The following is a 16,602-nucleotide window of genomic DNA, read 5'->3' as shown; positions in this document are numbered from 1 at the left end:
GCGGCACTAAAACCGAAACACCAAGAGGAGGACGCATGATGGAACGGGCAGACAACCCGCCGATATCCGGCATTGTAAAAGTAGGCGAGGACGCCGAGGATAGCTTGTATAAGAAGGTGACGCTGAGGCTGCTGCCAATTCTGCTCGCCTGCTACACGATCTCATATCTCGACCGCATCAACATCAGTTTCGCGAAGATCCCGATGAATGCCGAGCTGAATTTCAGCGAAGCGGTCTACGGCTTGGGCGCCGGACTGTTCTTTATTGGCTACGCTCTTGCGGAAGTCCCAAGCAACCTCATGCTTCATCGCTTCGGAGCAAGACGGTGGCTCGCGCGAATCCTGTTCACCTGGGGCTGCATCTCGATGGCGATGCTCTTCGCGTACTCGGAAGCGTCTTTCTACGTTCTACGAATCCTGCTCGGCGTCGGCGAAGCTGGCCTCTTTCCGGGCGTGATTTTCTATCTACTAAATTGGTATCCCGCCCATCGCCGGGCGCGCATCACGTCGCTTCTGTATCTCGCCGCTCCATTCGCAGGCGTCCTGGGTGCTCCAGTTTCCGCCTTCATCATCGCGGGAACGCATGGAGCTTGGGGCATGTCGGGATGGCAGTGGATGTTCCTTTTGGAAGGCCTTCCTGCGGTGCTGATGGCAATCGTGGTCTTTAAATGGCTGACCAACAGCATCGAAGAGGCTTCCTGGCTCTCGACGTCCGAAAAGAAGACGCTACGCGGCAATCTCGACGCCGAAAACACGCGCAAGCACGATATCAACTTTAAGGCAATCTTCTCCGACAAGGGCGTGCTGCTCTTGGCTGGGATATTGTTTGGCATCGTTCTGTCGCAGACGGGCGTCTTCTTCTACATGCCCTCTCTCATCCGTAACGCTGGCGTGACCGATACCATCCAGCTCGGCATCCTATCGGCAGTACCTTATGGCGCCGCGGTGGTTGTGATGTTGATCGTCAACCGCCATTCGGACCACGTTGGTGAACGGCGCTGGCACCTGTTCGGTAGCTGCGTGCTCGGCATCGCTGGCTTCATCGTCAGCACGATCTTCAAGGCGAATATCGTCATGGTCGTCCTTGGCATGAGCATGGCGATCAGCGGTGTGATGGCATCCCTGCCCGTCTTCTGGACGCTTCCGACCGCGATCCTCAAGGGCAAGGCCGCCGCGACAGGTATCGCGTTCGTGAACAGCATCGGCCTTACCGCTGGGTTCGTCGCGCCCTTCATCATCGGCTACCTGACAACCCTGACCGGAAGTCCGGATGCAGGCATCTACCTCGTAGCCGCCGTCTGGGCGGCCACCGCGCTGATCGCGCTGATGTTCGTGAAACCCAAGACTGTCTGAAATGAATGGCCGGACGGAAGCGTCCGGCCACACACAAGGAGATTTTGAGATGCCAGATTTCAAGGACGTAAAGCTTCTCGGTTTCGACGTGTTCGGCACCGTCGTCGACTGGCGAGGCAGTGTGGCCCGTCACGTCGACAAGGTCTTTTCCTCCCAAGGTATCGCACTCGATCCGTACAAGTTCGCGAGCGATTGGCGCTCTCTGTACCAGCCGGCGATGGAACGAGTGCGCACGGGTGAGCGCTCCTGGGTGCCCCTTGACGTCTTGAATCTGGAGAATCTGAAGGTGACTCTGGCCTACAGCGGCGTCGATGCGACACGGTTTACGGCGCAGTGCCTCAATGATCTCAACAAGGTCTGGGAAAGACTCGACCCCTGGCCGGACTCGGTCGCGGCGATCGACCGCCTCAAGCGGAAATTCGCCGTCGGTACAATCTCGAACGGACACGTAGCGGGTATGCTGTGGCTCTCTAAATTTGCCGAACTGCATTGGGATGTCATTCTGGGCGCGGAGACGGCGAAGAACTACAAGCCACGGCCGGAGGTCTATTTCAGGTCGGCGGAGAGTGCCGGCCTATCAATCGAGGAGACCGCCATGGTCGCCGCGCATAACGACGACCTTGAAGCTGCGCGAGGGTGCGGAATGAAGACCGTTTTTGTCCGCAGGCCCACCGAACATGGGCCGGATCAGACGACTGATCTAGTGGCCGACGACGAGTGCGACATAGCTGTCAAGGATCTGGCGGAGCTCGCCGATGTCCTCGAATGCTGACATGACAGGGCTTGATTCGCGACGCTTCGCCTTGGCGTCCTACCGTTGAGCCAGACACGATAGGAGATTGTCTCATGAAAATTCTCGTAACTGGAAGCAGTGGAAGAGTCGGACGGGCAGCGATTGAGCGCCTCCTTGAAGAGGGGCATCAGGTTATCGGGATTGATGAGGTACCATCGCCGGACACCAGATGGCCATTCGCTCGCGTTGAAATGCGGGATTACGGCCAGGTTTTGGACGCGGTCGTTGATCTCGAACCGAAGATTGATGCGATTGTTCATCTTGCTGCGATTGTGGGCGCGAGCGTCGCTCCGAGCACACACATATTTCACACAAATACCGCCATCAGTTACAATGTTTTCCAAGCGGCAAAGATCGCAGGCGTCAAAAACATTGTTTTTGCAAGCAGCGAGACCCTGCTTGGCATCCCTTTTGCCGAGCCACCACCCTACTTCCCGGTCGACGATAGCGTCACTTCAAAGCCGGAAAGTAGTTACGCTCTGTCCAAACTTGTGGACGAAGCCGTCGCAGCCGAGTTCTGCCGTTGGGATCCTTCTCTCAAGATGATTGGTCTGCGGTTCTCCTGGGTGAAAGAACCCCACCAATACAATGAGTTCAAGGCTACCGAACAGGATCCAGAACTTCAGAAATGGAACTTGTGGTCTTACGTTGACAGCCGAGACTGTGCCCAGGCTATTTCGCTTGCATTGAACTCAGACCTCAGCGGGTTCCATCATTTCGTGATCGCAGCAGATGATACCGTAATGGCTCGGCCAACACGTGCCCTTGTCGCCACTTACTATCCCGATGTTCCGATCCAAGGACAAATTGGCGAGCATGGCAGCCTTGTTTCAAGCCAGTTGGCCCAAGACGTTCTTGGATATCGTCCTAGATACAGCTGGCGCGACGGTCGAACGGAAGTTCCTTAGAGGCTGGACGTTCAGCGGCTCTTCGAGCACGCCGGGGTGGTGGACTCTTTGCACCAGCGGGGTTTTCAAGTTGATTCCGTCCGGTTCATATAGGTTCGCCGTTTCGTGTATTGATGGGGATGGGGAAACAGACGTGACTTTAAATTGCGCAGAAGAAGCAGTTTCGGCGGCGACGTCCGCTTCCACACAAGATGTTTGCAGCTCAGCTACTTTTAAACCGGAGACAGCCAACTTCAACTCCGAGCTTCACGCTCGGCCATCGATATATTTCATCGGTCCGGCGATCGTCGAGCACGTTGCATTCATGCCTTTGAATGGGGCGATCGAGGAGTTCCACGATACCCTTGAAGTCGATGGTGAGATTTCAGTCAGGGTCGAACGGCATACTGAATTCGTAACGGTCACACGCCTACGGAAGTTGGACTCAGACCCCGAGCGTTGGCCCGAATCCGATCTCACGGAAAGTGATCTTGCGCGGCTCGCAGGATTGAACTCTCCTCGGCTTGTTTGCCACGTAAGTATCCTTGCCCTCGGGAACTCTCCTGACGAGCTGGGACCGGTTTTGAAAACCTTCGGTTTCGGCGATACGGCTGCGTCCTCGATCGGAGGTGGATCGGCACAAGTCTGCTCCGATTTTCGCGTTAGACCGGACAATTCAAGCAGGATCATCCTGTTCAACAAGGACCTGAACGCACATCGCCTGGGGCGCATGGTGCGTCGTATCTTTGAGATCGAAACCTACAGATCAATGGCACTGCTCGGACTGCCGGAGGCGCGACGGCTTGCCCCGCTTCTCGGTGCATATGATGCGGAGCTCGTTCAGCTGACCAATCGCAACTTGAGCACGCCTGCACAGCAGCACAAGCGGCTGCTTGACGAGATCACGGTTCTTTCGTCGCATATCATTTCAGCCACTGCTGAAACCAGAAACAGGTTCGGAGCAACCGCTGCCTACGCCAAAATCGTGGAAGAACGGATTGCCCTCCTACGGGAAACCCATGTCCCCGGCTTCCAACGTTTCGGTACCTTCGTCGAGCGGCGCTTCAAGCCCGCGGTTCGTACATGCGAAGCGACCGCGTTGAGGCTCGAGCATCTATCAAGGGCTACGATGCACCTGCTCGACCTGCTGCAAACCCGAATTCAGGTCGAGATTGAATTCCAGAATGCTACACAGATCCAGGCAATGGCTGAGCGAGCTGCGACGCAGGTCAAGATCCAACGTGCGGTCGAAGGCTTTTCGATCATCGCCATCAGCTACTATTTGCTGAGCTTGCTGAAGTTTTTATATGAGACAGCTGACCACGCAGGGTTCCACATCGATCCGGTGATCATGCTTGTCGCTGTTCCAGTGGTTGTGGGAGCTGTTGCAATCACCATCCTCCGCGTCAAACATGCTTTGAAAGCAGAGAACTAGAGCTGGAGGCGGTGCTCTGAGAGCTCCAAACTAGAGCAGTACGACCCGTCATGCCGGCAGTGCCGTCCGCCAGAACGCGCGTGACCAAACGCCCCCCGTCGAAGTGACACGCTATGTCCAGCCGCTCGTATGTGAACAGCACCAACAACAGCGCCTCAGTAGCTATCGACGCAGTAGTGTATCAAACACTCATTTTTGTGAGTGGGTCCTTCCACAATCGAAGCGCTCCGCGAAAGCTGTGATGGCTAATCAGTGCTGACAAGGGCGCCCATTCCACGGGACTCCACGAGTATGCGTGAATAGCGGCTCTGCGTTGAGCTTAAAAAATCAGAGTTGACAGTCCGCATGGGGCGTCGCTTCCGCCATCGCGACCACATCACATTGCCTCTCTGAGTGATTGACTAATCACAACGCTAGGCAATAAGGTATAACGTCATATCATGCAATGAGGGGGAGTTCATGACTTCGGTTGCGCTGTTCGGTGCTGGTGGAAAAATGGGATGCCGCCTGACGAAAAATCTCAAGGGCTCTCGGTTCGACGTTCGCCACGTCGAAGTGAGCGCCAGCGGCAAGGCTCGCCTTGAGAAAGAACTTGGCATCGGCACGGTTGATGTCGATCAGGCGCTTGACGGCGTCGACGTGATCATATTGGCCGTCCCGGACACTGCAATAGGCAAAGTGGCCTCGAGCATTGAGGCGAAGCTCCGACCGGGCACGATGGTGATTGCGCTCGACGCCGCGGCTCCGGCGGCCGGACACCTGCCGGATCGTCCGGACCTCACGTACTTCGTGACCCATCCATGCCATCCTCCGATCTTCAACGACGAGACGGACCCGCACGCGAAGCGCGATTTCTTCGGAGGAATGGCGGCCAAACAGCACATAGTCTCCGCGCTGATGCAAGGCCCTGAAGAACACTATGCTCTTGGGGAAGAGGTGGCCAAAGTGATCTGGGCACCTGTCATGCGATCGCACCGGGTCACGGTTGAACAAATCGCCTTGCTCGAACCCGGCCTGTCGGAAACGGTCTGCGCTTCGCTCCTTGTCGTCATGCGCCAGGCCATGGACGAATGCGTCGCGCGCGGAGTCCCGAAGGAAGCGGCTCGGGATTTCCTGCTCGGCCACCTGAACGTCCTAGGCGCGGTGATTTTCGAGGAAACGCCTGGTGTCTTCTCAGACGCGTGCAACAAGGCGATCGAATTTGGCATTCCCGCTCTGATGAGGGACGACTGGAAGAAAGTATTCGAGCCCAAGGAGATCGCGGACAGCATCCGGCGCATCACATGACGACTCCTGTTTTGCTCGAAGTCGGCGCCGCAGGATCTATGAGCGGACCATGGACCGCAAGTGACCACCCAAGATGCCAGTCGCCGCGGATGAAATCGTCTCGGACGCAAACGCGCCTGACCTTGCCTCGAAAACACAGCGCCGGAAAACAGCCTGCAGCAGCGGACTTGTGCTTAATTTCAACAGCCTTCTTCACCAGGAATGTGGCTGCTCGATCAACGGTCGAACGAATTGGAGATGGCAGCTCGCACCAAGCCTCGAGATGGGGCTGCGGACAGCCCCTGTGACGACAACTCATTGAGCCGATCCACGACCTTGGATAAGCCTACGGCCTGTCCATAGTGCATGAGGCCACCTCTCCAACGCGGGAAGCCGTATCCATAGATTTCCACGATGTCGATATCGGCGGCGCGAAGAGCTACCTTCTCCTCCAAGATGGACGCTCCCTCGCTGATCATGGGGAAGATGATCGCTTCAGCGATGGTTTTATCGTTCCATTTATCTGCCGGACGGTCACCAGACACCTCGGCTATTATGCCTGCAACCACGTCCGAGGGAACTGGCTTGCGCTCACCAGAAGCATAATCATACCAACCGCCAGAAGTTTTCTGACCGTATCGTCCCATCTCGCACAGCCTGTCGGCGATAGGAGCGAACACCTCATCACCGCGATCCCGGGCCGCCTTTCTCTGAAACGCAGAGATATCAAGTCCGCCAAGGTCCTGAGCTTCAAACGGTCCCATCGGCATCCCGAACTGCCTCATGGCAGCGTCGGCAGCAGACGGCGTTGCACCTGATAGGAGAAGTCGTTCGGCCTGCGCCCTGGTAACCTTCAATATCCGATTGCCGATGAAGCCATCGCAGACACCTGCGCGCACTGGAATTTTCCCGAGCAAGCGTGCCAAGGCGAAACCGGTCGCTACCGCTTCCGGACTTGTCGCAGAGGCGGGTACAATTTCCAGGAGCTTCATGACGTTGGCTGGGCTGAAGAAGTGCAGGCCTAAGAAACGCGTCGGGTTATGCATGTCCGCGCCAATCTGGTTGGGATCGAGGTAAGAGGTATTGGTCGCTAGTACGGCGTCCGCCCTGCAAGCTTCAGAGAGCTTCGCAAAGACGGCTTGTTTGATGGCCAAGTCCTCAAATACCGCTTCAATCACCAGATCGACATCCTTGAGCGTGCCGTAGTCCGTGCTCGTCTGTACACCCGCAAGGCGATCTGCGGCGAGTTCAGCCGTTAACCGGCTACGCTTCACCAAGCCGTCGAAAATGGCGCGAACATTGGACAGACCCCGTTCTGCAGCCTCTTCATCCCTCTCGATCAGGATAACAGGAAGCCCGGCGTTTCTCAGAGCAGCAACGATGCCCGCCCCCATCGTGCCGCCACCGACGACTGCAGCCGAACGAATTTCCAGCGCAGGTACGCCATTCAGTTCTGGAGGACGCGGGGCAGCGCGTTCCGCAAAAAACACATGTTGCAACGCCGCAGCCTGTTCGGACGCCCGAAGGTCCAGGAATGTGCTTCTCTCGAAAGACATTGCGGCCTGGAAATCGACCTTGGTCGCGTTACGGACGGACGCCAATGCTTTAAGGGGCGCTATCTCACCCTTTGACTTGGATCTGACAGTAGACTCGGCTTGGCCCCAGAAGTCGCCATCCTTTTGTGGCGCACTACGCAGGGAGAGTGGTGGCGGCTTCGGCAGACCGATAATCGATTGCGCATAGGCGACTGCGCCCTCGCGAAGATCAGCTTCCACGACGGCGTCTATCAGACCGACAACCCTCGCCGTATCGGTACCGATCACCGCTCCGGACGTCGCGAGGTCAATAGCAGCCTCGACACCGATCAGTCGCGGCAGACGGACTGTACCGCCTGCGCCAGGAATAATCCCAAGTTTCACTTCCGGGAGGCCGAAGTTCGTCTTGGGCGCGGCGATTCGATAACTGCAGCCCAGAGCTATCTCCAAACCACCACCGAGCGCGTTGCCGTGTATCGCAGCCACCCAAGGTTTCTTGGCATGCTCTATAGATGCGACAACATCCGGCAGATGCGGTGCCTCAGGTGGCTTACCGAATTCATTCACATCAGCACCGGCGATAAACGTGCGACCCTCGCATGCCAGCACAACCGCCTCGACAGCAGGCTCGGCATCTAGGCGGATAACAGCACCTAACAGGTCCTGCCGCAGCTGTTTGGACAAGGCGTTAACGGGCGGATTATCGATTGAAACAACAGCAATCTGGCCCTGGTATGAAGTGGTCACGGTCATATGGACATCTCATATGGTCGATGAGCGAAAGAAAGAAGATTCGGTTGCACGGGCGACCTATTCAGCAGCTTCCTGGAAGGGTTTTCTCCACATCGCTACACGGAACCGGTTCGCCACGAATGCAGCGTCGGTTAGAGTTGCATTGCCCGCCGGATTAGCCCCAGTGACATGAAAATCACTGAACGCGGCGCTCTGATTGACGAAAATGCCGCCGGTAAGATTGACCGAGAGATTAACCCCGGCTCGGGCGAATTGGTCCGCCGCGAAATCAATGACGTCGTTGTCCGTACTGTACAGCGCTGCGGTTATCGCGCCCTTCTTCGACGCCAGCGCCGCGGCGCTATTGATGCCTTCTCGCACATCGTCGACCGGTATAATGAACGAAATTGGGCCGAACCGTTCTTCGCCATAAGTGTCGCCGGCGTCGGATTCGACTGCGACGATCAGTGGTGTGGCTGTTCTGGCGTCGCCCTGCCCCTCCACTGTGGAGGAATCCCGGACCAGACGACCGAGCGTTCTACTAGTGGCTACGCGGTCGAGTGTGGCAGGGTTCGCAATCGCTCCGCAGACGCCTGCGGCTCTCGCTGGGTCAGCGAGGAGCCCGTTAACGGCGGACGCGATTCCATTGGCCACTTCGTCGAACGTCTTTGATCCTTCGTTCGTCTTGATCCCTGTCCTCTGAATAAAGATGTTCTGCGGTGATGTGCACATCTGCCCACTGTATAGGCACAGCGAGAACGCCAGATTATCGCACATTCCGAAGAAGTCGTCGGTTGACCCAATAACGATTGAGTTAATCCCGGCTTCTTCTGTGTAAACATCGGCTTGAGCGTTGTTTCTAACCCATTCGCCGAACGAGTTTGAACCGGTGTAGTCGATGATAGCGACGGCGGGGTGCTTCAGAAGGTCCTGTGTGATTTCGGAACCAGCCACATCCGGAGCAAGAAGAATCGCATCCTCTGACAGACCCTGCTCAGCAAGAACCTGGCGGATGGTATGGACGGTGATCGCCAAGGGAAGGATTGCGGAGGGGTGAGGCTTTACAATTACGGTGTTGCCGCATGCAAGGCTCGCAAAAAGCCCGGGATAGCTATTCCACGTTGGGAAAGTGTTGCATCCGATAACGACGGAGACGCCCTTCGGAACGATGCGCCAATGCTTTTCGAGAACGATGGGCTCACCTTTGCCCTGGGGCTTCGACCACACGGCTGTGGAAGGCACCTTTTTCATTTCCGAGTAGGCATAGGCCACGGCCTCAAGCCCGCGCTCCTGAGCGTGCGGTCCGCCAGCCTGGAAAGCCATAGCGAACGCCTGCCCAGTAGTATGCATCACCGCATTTGCGATTTCGAAGCTCAGATTGTTCAGGCGAACTAAGGCCTCTAGGCAAACCCCGACACGAACCTCCGTCTCGGCTGCCGCCCAAGCGCCCGCAGCTGCCTGTGAGGCGTTGATCAACGTGTTGATAGAAGCGGCCGGATAGGTGATCCCAAGGCGACGTCCATAAGGTGAAACCTCGTTTCCGACCGGCGCTTCCGCTGGATGATTGGCCAGGTTGAACGGCTTTCCAAGCCTTGTCTCGAACGCGGCTGCTCCGTCGGCCTTTGCAGTCTCTCCGTAAATTTTGCCGCTGGGAACTTCCGAAAATGCGGACCAATAGGTACGCTCCTGGATCGCCTGCACGGCACGCTCCAACAGACTCCGATGCATTCCAAACAACTCGCTCAAAGAACCCTCCCTCATTCGTTCAAAATACAATTGACCGACCGGTCGGTTTATGCAAGTCTTTTTTTATCGCCGTGTTGCGGCCGAGGAGGAAACATGCCTGAGATCGATACCGTCCTTGAAGACTTCAGCCATGGCGTATTGCGCCTGACGCTCAACCGACCCGAAAAGCTGAACTCGTTCAATGAGGATATGCATCTCGCTCTTCGAGGGGGCTTTGAACGTGCGCGCGATGACGCAGAGGTTCGCGCGGTCCTTCTGACGGGCTCGGGTCGGGGTTTCTGCGCTGGCCAAGACCTGGGAGACCGCGATCCCCGCAAAGGTACGCCTGATCTCGGGCACACTATCGAGACCTATTACAATCCCCTGCTCCGCCTTATCAGGACGCTCGAAAAGCCGGTCGTCTGCGCCGTCAATGGGGTCGCCGCTGGTGCAGGCGCAAACATCGCTTTTGCCTGCGACATCACGTTGGCTGCCCGCTCATCTCGCTTCATTCAAGCGTTCGCAAAGATAGGTCTCGTCCCGGACTCTGGCGGAACCTGGAGCCTGCCCCGGCTTATCGGGGAAGCACGTGCAAAAGCCCTGGCGCTGACCGCCGAGCCTTTGAGTGCGGAGAAGGCAGCTGACTGGGGCTTGATCTGGAGGGTTGTTGACGACGAACAACTCCTGAACGAAGCCACGAAGCTGGCACAGCGGCTTGGAAGCGGTCCGACGAAGGGCCTGGGACTTACAAAGCGAGCAATCCAGGCTGCGGCAACCAATTCTCTCGATGAACAGCTTGACCTCGAACGGGACCTTCAGCGTGAGGCAGGCCACAGCGCGGATTATGCCGAGGGCGTCTCTGCCTTCCTCGAAAAGCGGAAGCCGGAGTTCAAGGGACAATGAGCGTTGCTAAACAGCTCTCACCGCAAGGGCTTGCTGAGGCATGCGCCAACGCCATGTGGGCAAATGACCACGCGTCCCAGTTCTTGAACATGAAGCTGATCGAGGTGGCGCCTGGCAAAGCTTCGATCCAGATGACAGTCACGCGATGCATGCTGAATGGTCATCAATCCTGTCACGGTGGGTATATTTTCACGGTGGCGGATTCGGCCCTCGCCTTCGCGTGCAACGGCTACAACCAGTGGACGGTCGCCCAACATTGTTCTGTGACGTTCATCGCTCCGGCTTTCGAAGGCGATGTCCTGACAGCCCGCGCAAAGGAAGTCTTCCGACGGGGTCGCGGAGGTATCTATGACGTGACCGTCGTCAACCAACAGGGTGAACAGATCGCCGAATTCCGGGGTCATTCCCGGACGGTTAAGGGCACGCACCTTCCTGAAGACCGGTAACCGGCCGACACATTATTCCTTGGAGGAGGACAATATGGAAAATCTTGAACCGCGCCCTGACGACCTTGAGGCGATTGAGACTGCATCTCGCGACGAGATCGGCGGCCTTCAGCTGGAGCGAATGAAGTGGTCCATGACCCACGCCTATGAAAACTCACCTTTCTACCGTCAACGGTTCGACGAATCAGGTGTGCACCCGTCCGATCTGAATACTCTTTCGGACCTAGCCAAATTTCCGTTTACAACGAAGAAGGACCTTCGCGACACTTACCCTTTCGGCATGTTCGCAGTGCCGCGTGAAAAGCTTGCCCGTATCCATGCTTCGTCAGGAACGACCGGTAAGCCCACCGTTGTTGGCTACACGCAGAAGGATATCGACACGTGGGCGACCGTCGTTGCCCGCTCGATCCGGGCCTCGGGTGGTAGAGCGGGGGACATTGTCCATGTCGCCTACGGATACGGTCTCTTCACGGGCGGGCTTGGGGCACATTATGGCGCAGAAAAGCTTGGCTGTACCGTGGTCCCGATCTCCGGCGGAATGACAGAGCGCCAGGTCACGCTGATGCAGGACTTCAAGCCGCGCATCATTATGGTGACGCCGTCCTATATGCTTTCTATTCTCGACGAGTTCCGTCGTCAGGGCGTTGATCCCAGAGAAAGCTCCCTTGCTGTCGGAATTTTTGGTGCCGAACCATGGACGAACGCCATGCGCGAAGAAATCGAACAGGCTTTCGACATGCACGCCGTTGACATCTATGGCCTGTCCGAGGTGATGGGACCTGGGGTTGCCAACGAGTGCGTTGAGACAAAGGACGGTCTCCACATCTGGGAGGATCACTTCTACCCGGAGATCATTGATCCCGAGACGGGAGCAGTTCTGCCCGACGGTAAACTCGGCGAGCTGGTATTCACGACGTTGACGAAGGAAGGCCTGCCGATCATTCGCTACAGGACCCGCGATCTGACACGTCTCCTTCCGGGCACAGCCCGTACCATGCGCCGTATGGAGAAGGTTACCGGGCGTTCCGACGATATGATGATCCTACGTGGCGTGAATGTTTTCCCGACACAGATCGAGGAGCAGATTCTGAAATGCCGTGGCCTGGCCCCGCATTTCCAGATCGAGCTGACACGTGCTGGTCGTATGGACAACATGATCGTCCATGTCGAATGCACCGATGATGCAGCCGACGACGGTGCTCGGGCCGGTTCAGCCAGGGAATTGGCGCATCACATCAAGAGCATCGTAGGCATCTCAACAAAGATCGAGGTCCACACACCTGGTGGTGTTGCCCGCTCTGAAGGTAAGGCAAAACGGGTTGTGGATAAACGAAAGGAATGACCGGGCGGTCGGGATAGCCCGACTCCCAAAACTCAGTTTATAGAAGGATTGGCTTTTTAGGACTGCGCGAACGAGAGAAGCAGGGTTGCATGGCACGAACACGAGCGGTTGACTTTGAAGAAAAGCGTCGAGGAATCCTCGCGAACGCTGCGGCTGTATTTGCCAAGGAAGGCATGGAGAAAGCGTCCATGTCTATGATTGCGTCTCAAGGAGGCGTGTCAAAGGCCCTGCTCTATCATTACTATCAGAGCAAGGACGCGCTGATCTTCGACATCGTGCGCATTCACCTGACGGAACTCGATGCAGCAATCGAGGCCGCGGACAAGCCGGACGTGGCTCCGCATGTTCGGCTTCGGTTGTTGGTGAAAGCGGTCTTGAGAAACTATGAAGGTCGCGACAACGAGCACCAGGTTCAGCTGATGGGTACCACCGCTCTCTCGGAAAGTCAGTTGGCCGAGCTGCAACAGATCGAACGGCAGATTGTGAAGCGGTTCTCGTCAGTCATTCGAGAAATCAATCCTAATTTAAACAAGGACCGACCGCTGCTGATGCCAGTTACGATGTCACTCTTCGGAATGATGAACTGGGTTTACATGTGGTTCCGCCCTAATGGCCCGATCAGCAGAGACGAGTACGCTGATATCGCGACAACGTTGATCTTAGAAGGCCTTAAGGCTGTTCGTTGAACTTAAGTCTCTCCAGAATTAAAGGATCATACTCCGGTGCGCTTATACGCCGCCTATCGGGCTCAACCTCTGTCAACGCTGTCGTGGTTACCAGTTTATCCCTAGCTTCGAGGGCCAACCGCTGATAGACGCCGGTGCCTTGTCGCTTCCATTCGATTTCCTCGTCACTTAACTCACGCATTACTTTAGCGGGCGAACCGACGACGAGGCTGTTCGACGGAATGGCAAACCCGGCTTTCACGAAACTCATTGCTCCGACAATCGAGTTCTCGCCGACGACAGCTTCGTCCATCACGACCGCATTCATCCCGACCATGGCGTTCCGACCTATCTTGCATCCATGTAGTACGGCTCCGTGACCGATGTGACCGGACTCTCCGACAATGACGTCCAAGTTGGGGAAACTGTGAACGACGCAAGTCTCCTGGACGTTGGAGCCCGTCTCCAGCAAAATCCGCCCGAAATCGCCTCGCAGGACCGCGCCTGGCCCGACGTAACAACCAGGCCCGACGATAACATCGCCGATTAGAACGGCGGCTGGATGAACGAACGCAGCCGGGTCGATGACTGGGATGATGCCGTCGTACGCGTAGATTTGAGACACGGTTCACTCCAACGGTGTCGGCGGCCGGGAAGAACAGCCCCCCTACAGGATACAGGAACTCACGCAGACGGCCAGCTTTTGGCGACCATGGTTAGGACGTCATACTGAGCAACGGGCTCCGCATTCTGGTTCGTGACCAGGCAGTCCCAGCGCACCTCACCATGCTCGGCACTTGCGCGCGGATTGACCTCCTTGCACGTAAGTTGAACCTGGAGGGTGTCGCCCGGATTGACCGGCTTCATGAAGCGAAGGTGGTCGACGCCGTAGTTCGCAAGAACTGGACCCGGCGCTGGATCGACAAACAAGCCCGCAGCAAACGACACGATCAGATACCCGTGTGCGACGCGACCGTCGAAGAACGGATTCGCTTTTGCTGCTTCTTCGTCCATGTGGGCGTAGAAGGTGTCACCGGTGAAGTTTGCGAAGTGCTCGATGTCATCCAGCGTGACGGTCCGGCTTGCAGTGATGAGCTGGTCGCCGACCTTCAATTCCGCAAGCGATTTCCGAAACGGGTGGGGTCCGTCACTGTTTGCCGCTGCTCCGGGCAACCATTTCCCGGTAACTGCGGCTAGCATCGAGGGAGCGCCTTGAATTGCTGTGCGCTGCATGTAGTGTTTGACGCCCCGCATGCCGCCCAGCTCTTCCCCACCACCGGCCCTACCTGGCCCCCCGTGCACCAATCCCGGCAACGGCGAGCCATGGCCCGTGGACGACTTCGCGCTGACGCGGTTACCGATCATGACACGGCCGTGATAGGGCGCGAGGCCCAGAACCACCTCTTGTACGAAATCGGCGTCGTTGGTGAAGACGGACGAGACAAGGCTCCCCTTGCCTCGACGCGCGAGATAGACGGCCTCTTCGGCTGTTTCGTAAGGCATGACTGTGCTGACCGGGCCGAACGCTTCCACGCCGTGAACGGCCCCGGCAGTTGCAGGCTTGTCGCAATACAAAAGAACGGGATTGAGGAATGCTCCAACAGCGGCATCGCCACTCTCAATCGCCGGGTTGTCCGGATCGCCAGAAACGATTTCGGCATCTACCATCAGATCACGAATACGGGCACGGACTTCGTCTCGCTGATCCAAGCTCGCCAACGGGCCCATGCGAACTCCTTCATCGACCGGATTGCCGACCGACGTCTTCATCAGCCGGCCCCGAAGGCTGGCGACCAGAGCTTCGGTATAGGAGCTAGGAGCAATGACGCGGCGGATGGCTGTGCACTTTTGGCCAGCTTTGACGGTCATCTCTCGCGCCACTTCCTTGACGAAGAGTTCGAATTCTTCGGTACCAGGCGCTGCATCAAGGCCAAGCACCGCAGCATTAAGACTGTCAGCCTCCATGGTAAAGCGAACAGAATTGGCCACTATCGCTTTGCCTGTCTTCAGGTGCTGGCCGGTTGTGGCCGATCCCGTGAAGGTTACGATGTCCTGACTATCAACATGATCGAGCAGATCGCCTGTTGAACCGCAGATCAGCTGGAGGGAACCTTGAGGAAGAATGCTTGTCTCGATGATCCTGCGGACCATGAGTTCGGTCAGATAGGCTGTCTGGCTTGCGGGCTTAATAATGGCCGGAACGCCGGCGAGGATCGTCGGGGCCAGTTTCTCCAGCATTCCCCAGCAAGGGAAATTATACGCGTTAATGTGAACCGCCACCCCAAGCAGCGGGGTTAGGATGTGCTGCGCCGAGAATGAATCGTCCTTTGACAACCCTTCGACGTCTCCATCGAGTAGGACGCGGGTATTTGGAAGCTCGCGTCGACCTTTCGACGCATAGGACAGCAACGTGCCGATACCGCCCTCAATATCGATCCAGCTATCGGCCTTGGTCGCCCCGGTTGCGATAGAGAGAGCGTAAAACTCGTCCTTTCTCTCCAGCAGCGCCATGCCAAGTGCTTTGAGCATCAAGGCGCGCTCATGGAAAGACAACCGTCGGAGGGCGGCCCCACCCTTTTCTCTACCGTAAGCCAGCACGTCTGTGAAATCGATACCGGTAGAATCTATGAAGGCAACCGGCGTCCCGGTCGAAGCGTCGAGAAGAGCATTCCCCTCCTTCGAACCTGCTACCCAACCGCCACAGACATAACTTTCAAGGCGGCGCGGCTGCCTGACACTGATGTTCATTCTTGTTTCCCTTTCAATTCAGGCCAAGCGAGCCAAGCTGCTGCTCCGTCACAGCAACCCATTCGGCTAGCAATGCTTCGTTCGGCTTGTGACGCAGACCAAAGCGCGATTGCGTCTCGAACCTTTTGGAATCTGAGTGCCCAAAGCTCGCAGCTATGCGAGGACGCCAGTATTCGACTGAGCTTTTCGCTAGATCGCGCTGCTCGTTGGAAGCAACGATGCGCTTGAGGCCTTGCATCCCCAATTCTTGATGGCGCAGTTCGCGCATTCGGATCGCCCGGAAAGTCTCCGCTAACGGCTGGTATGAAACGTGGGAAAGTTCGTCGAGCTGGATGACCGTCGCCAAACCCATCAGGACATTCATGACGACAGCGTCCGTCCAACCTTTCAGGGGATAATGGAAAACCGACAGGCGCATGTCATCGCCCTGACGAGAAGCTCCGATCTCCGCGTCTCTTTCCATTCGTTTCGACCACGGATGATGTACTGCATAGCGAGCCCCATTTGCGCCAAAGGTCTCCATGACCTTCAGCACCTGTCCGGCATGGTCGGTCTTTTCTAATACGATGCGGGCAGCTGATATCCGTTCCTGGATACCAGGGGCATCATTGATAGCGTCTGCGAAACCTGCTGAACCCGCCAGCTCGCTGTCGACGAAGCTGGCCATCAGCCGTAACAGCTCACCGCGATATCGTGGCGTGACGTTGTCTGGCGACGATAGAACGCCACCTTGGGCGACATATTCCTCGATGGGCATCGTATCGGACATCACT

Annotated in this window: 14 protein-coding genes; 9 read left to right on the top strand and 5 right to left on the bottom strand. The window is 56.9% G+C overall.

Annotated features, from left to right (window positions below; genetic code table 11):
• Window positions 1-35 precede the first annotated feature (35 nt).
• The 5 genes from AAE029_RS21540 to AAE029_RS21520 all read left to right on the top strand — a co-directional run bounded on the left by AAE029_RS21540 (window position 36) and on the right by AAE029_RS21520 (window position 5,754).
• Window positions 36-1,352, top strand: coding sequence for an MFS transporter (locus AAE029_RS21540; protein WP_371074940.1), 1,317 nt, complete (start codon window positions 36-38; stop codon window positions 1,350-1,352).
• A 49-nt stretch (window positions 1,353-1,401) separates the two neighbouring features.
• Complete coding sequence (locus tag AAE029_RS21535; protein WP_371074939.1) at window positions 1,402-2,124, top strand: haloacid dehalogenase type II; 723 nt, start codon at window positions 1,402-1,404, stop codon at window positions 2,122-2,124.
• 74 nt (window positions 2,125-2,198) lie between these two features.
• On the top strand, window positions 2,199-3,053 hold the full coding sequence (locus AAE029_RS21530) for an NAD-dependent epimerase/dehydratase family protein (RefSeq protein ID WP_371074938.1): 855 nt from the start codon (window positions 2,199-2,201) through the stop codon (window positions 3,051-3,053).
• Entirely contained in the window at window positions 2,962-4,467 is a 1,506-nt protein-coding gene (locus AAE029_RS21525; RefSeq protein ID WP_371074937.1) for a DUF3422 domain-containing protein, read from the top strand. Before AAE029_RS21530 ends, AAE029_RS21525 begins: the two co-directional genes overlap by 92 nt.
• Window positions 4,468-4,926: 459 nt before the next feature.
• Window positions 4,927-5,754, top strand: a complete 828-nt coding sequence (locus AAE029_RS21520; RefSeq protein WP_371074936.1) for a phosphogluconate dehydrogenase C-terminal domain-containing protein — start codon at window positions 4,927-4,929, stop codon at window positions 5,752-5,754.
• Between the two features lie 215 nt (window positions 5,755-5,969).
• On the opposite strand, the gene AAE029_RS21515 is transcribed toward AAE029_RS21520, so the two are convergent.
• The gene (locus tag AAE029_RS21515) at window positions 5,970-8,021 is read right to left on the bottom strand and encodes a 3-hydroxyacyl-CoA dehydrogenase NAD-binding domain-containing protein (RefSeq protein ID WP_371074935.1); all 2,052 of its coding nucleotides are present in this window, start codon (window positions 8,019-8,021) and stop codon (window positions 5,970-5,972) included.
• A 57-nt stretch (window positions 8,022-8,078) separates the two neighbouring features.
• On the bottom strand, window positions 8,079-9,746 hold the full coding sequence (gene paaN / locus AAE029_RS21510) for a phenylacetic acid degradation protein PaaN (RefSeq protein ID WP_371074934.1): 1,668 nt from the start codon (window positions 9,744-9,746) through the stop codon (window positions 8,079-8,081).
• A gap of 93 nt (window positions 9,747-9,839) precedes the next feature.
• Between paaN and paaG the strand changes: the two genes are divergently transcribed.
• The 4 genes from paaG (at window position 9,840) to AAE029_RS21490 (ending at window position 13,102) form a co-directional block, all read left to right on the top strand.
• Entirely contained in the window at window positions 9,840-10,628 is a 789-nt protein-coding gene (paaG, locus tag AAE029_RS21505; RefSeq protein ID WP_371074933.1) for a 2-(1,2-epoxy-1,2-dihydrophenyl)acetyl-CoA isomerase PaaG, read from the top strand.
• Window positions 10,625-11,074, top strand: coding sequence for a hydroxyphenylacetyl-CoA thioesterase PaaI (gene paaI, locus AAE029_RS21500; protein ID WP_371074932.1), 450 nt, complete (start codon window positions 10,625-10,627; stop codon window positions 11,072-11,074). The genes paaG and paaI overlap by 4 nt, the downstream gene beginning before the upstream one ends.
• 34 nt (window positions 11,075-11,108) lie before the next feature.
• Window positions 11,109-12,416 carry a phenylacetate--CoA ligase PaaK gene (gene paaK / locus AAE029_RS21495; protein ID WP_371074931.1) on the top strand — a complete coding sequence of 436 codons (1,308 nt, stop codon included), beginning with the start codon at window positions 11,109-11,111 and terminating at the stop codon, window positions 12,414-12,416.
• 89 nt (window positions 12,417-12,505) lie between these two features.
• Entirely contained in the window at window positions 12,506-13,102 is a 597-nt protein-coding gene (locus AAE029_RS21490) for a TetR family transcriptional regulator (protein ID WP_371074930.1), read from the top strand.
• Here the strand turns inward: AAE029_RS21490 and AAE029_RS21485 are convergent.
• From AAE029_RS21485 to AAE029_RS21475, 3 genes are read right to left on the bottom strand one after another with little or no spacing between them, the layout of a single operon-like run.
• Window positions 13,086-13,706 carry a transferase hexapeptide repeat family protein gene (locus tag AAE029_RS21485; RefSeq protein ID WP_371074929.1) on the bottom strand — a complete coding sequence of 207 codons (621 nt, stop codon included), beginning with the start codon at window positions 13,704-13,706 and terminating at the stop codon, window positions 13,086-13,088. The genes AAE029_RS21490 and AAE029_RS21485 overlap by 17 nt on opposite strands.
• A 59-nt stretch (window positions 13,707-13,765) precedes the next feature.
• On the bottom strand, window positions 13,766-15,829 hold the full coding sequence (paaZ, locus tag AAE029_RS21480; RefSeq protein ID WP_371074928.1) for a phenylacetic acid degradation bifunctional protein PaaZ: 2,064 nt from the start codon (window positions 15,827-15,829) through the stop codon (window positions 13,766-13,768).
• Between the two features lie 13 nt (window positions 15,830-15,842).
• Window positions 15,843-16,598, bottom strand: a complete 756-nt coding sequence (locus AAE029_RS21475) for a Phenylacetic acid catabolic protein (protein WP_371074927.1) — start codon at window positions 16,596-16,598, stop codon at window positions 15,843-15,845.
• Between the last annotated feature and the right edge of the window lie 4 nt (window positions 16,599-16,602).

The organism is Sinorhizobium sp. CB7 (genome assembly GCF_041357635.1).
Classification (GTDB): domain Bacteria; phylum Pseudomonadota; class Alphaproteobacteria; order Rhizobiales; family Rhizobiaceae; genus Rhizobium.
This window is presented reverse-complemented; position numbering and strand designations above follow the sequence as displayed.

Excerpts from the sequence above, each read along its gene's own strand:
- AAE029_RS21540 (WP_371074940.1), top strand. The coding sequence starts at position 36 with ATGATGGAACGGGCAGACAACCCGCCGATATCCGGCATTGTAAAAGTA.
- AAE029_RS21535 (WP_371074939.1), top strand. The coding sequence starts at position 1,402 with ATGCCAGATTTCAAGGACGTAAAGCTTCTCGGTTTCGACGTGTTCGGC.
- AAE029_RS21530 (WP_371074938.1), top strand. The coding sequence starts at position 2,199 with ATGAAAATTCTCGTAACTGGAAGCAGTGGAAGAGTCGGACGGGCAGCG.
- AAE029_RS21525 (WP_371074937.1), top strand. The coding sequence starts at position 2,962 with ATGGCAGCCTTGTTTCAAGCCAGTTGGCCCAAGACGTTCTTGGATATC.
- AAE029_RS21520 (WP_371074936.1), top strand. The coding sequence starts at position 4,927 with ATGACTTCGGTTGCGCTGTTCGGTGCTGGTGGAAAAATGGGATGCCGC.
- AAE029_RS21515 (WP_371074935.1), bottom strand. The coding sequence starts at position 8,021 with ATGACCGTGACCACTTCATACCAGGGCCAGATTGCTGTTGTTTCAATC.
- paaG (WP_371074933.1), top strand. The coding sequence starts at position 9,840 with ATGCCTGAGATCGATACCGTCCTTGAAGACTTCAGCCATGGCGTATTG.
- paaI (WP_371074932.1), top strand. The coding sequence starts at position 10,625 with ATGAGCGTTGCTAAACAGCTCTCACCGCAAGGGCTTGCTGAGGCATGC.
- paaK (WP_371074931.1), top strand. The coding sequence starts at position 11,109 with ATGGAAAATCTTGAACCGCGCCCTGACGACCTTGAGGCGATTGAGACT.
- AAE029_RS21490 (WP_371074930.1), top strand. The coding sequence starts at position 12,506 with ATGGCACGAACACGAGCGGTTGACTTTGAAGAAAAGCGTCGAGGAATC.
- paaZ (WP_371074928.1), bottom strand. The coding sequence starts at position 15,829 with ATGAACATCAGTGTCAGGCAGCCGCGCCGCCTTGAAAGTTATGTCTGT.
- AAE029_RS21475 (WP_371074927.1), bottom strand. The coding sequence starts at position 16,598 with ATGTCCGATACGATGCCCATCGAGGAATATGTCGCCCAAGGTGGCGTT.